Origin of the sequence: Criibacterium bergeronii (assembly GCF_001693775.2) — a bacterium.
GTDB classification, from domain to species: Bacteria; Bacillota; Clostridia; order Peptostreptococcales; family Filifactoraceae; genus Peptoanaerobacter; species Peptoanaerobacter bergeronii.
In genome coordinates, this window is the sequence record NZ_MBEW02000067.1 from 1 (window position 1) to 1080 (window position 1080).

General features: G+C 48.0%; 2 rRNA genes. Both read right to left on the reverse strand.

Features of this window, described 5'->3' with window-relative positions:
• Positions 1-2: 2 nt before the first annotated feature.
• Positions 3-118, reverse strand: a 5S ribosomal RNA gene (gene rrf / locus BBG48_RS10760).
• 81 nt (positions 119-199) lie between these two features.
• Positions 200-1080, reverse strand: a 23S ribosomal RNA gene (locus tag BBG48_RS10765); the annotation flags it as partial.

Consider the following 1080-nt stretch of genomic DNA (forward strand, 5'->3'; position numbering starts at 1 on the left):
ACAATTGGCTATTGCTTACTCTCGCGAAACCCTGCGGTTTGACTACCATCAGCGATACTGAGCTTAACTTCTGTGTTCGGCATGGGTACAGGTGTATCCTCAGCTCTTCATAACCATATTGTTTTGGCTGTTTCTTTCTTTCGCCATCTCTTTTTCATGGTATTTTCTTTTAATACCATGAAAACTGCATATCATCTTTTAGGTTAAGTCCTCGACCTATTAGTACAAGTTAGCTTAATGTATTACTACACTTACACCTCTTGCCTATCTACCTCTTAGTCTTAGAGGGGTCTTACTCTTTCGATGGGATATCTTATCTTGAGGTTTGCTTCGTGCTTAGATGCCTTCAGCACTTATCAGTTCCACACATAGCTACCCAGCTATGCTTTTGGCAAAACAACTGGTGCACCAGTGGTGTGTCCTCCCCGGTCCTCTCGTACTAAGGAAAGCTCCTCTCAAATATCCTGCGCCTGCGACGGATAGGGACCGAACTGTCTCACGACGTTCTGAACCCAGCTCGCGTACCACTTTAATGGGCGAACAGCCCAACCCTTGGGACGTACTTCCGCCCCAGGATGTGATGAGCCGACATCGAGGTGCCAAACCTCCCCGTCGATGTGAACTCTTGGGGGAGATCAGCCTGTTATCCCCAGGGTAGCTTTTATCCGTTGAGCGATGGCAATTCCACTTTCTACCACCGGATCACTAAGCCCTACTTTCGTATTTGCTCGACTTGTTGGTCTCGCAATCAAGCTCCCTTTTGCCTTTGCACTCTTTGCACGATTTCCGACCGTGCTGAGGGAACCTTTGGACGCCTCCGTTACTCTTTGGGAGGCGACCGCCCCAGTCAAACTGTCCGCCAAGCATTGTCCCGTAACCTGCTTCAAGGCTCCCGGTTAGAAGTCAAGTAATCAAAGGGTGGTATCCCAAAGTTGGCTCCAATAAATCTGACGACCTATTCTCTTAGCCTCCCACCTATTCTGTACATTAATTACCTAATTTCAATACTAAGCTACAGTAAAGCTCCATGGGGTCTTTCCGTCCTGTCGCAGGTTCCCGGCATCTTCACCGGTATTACAA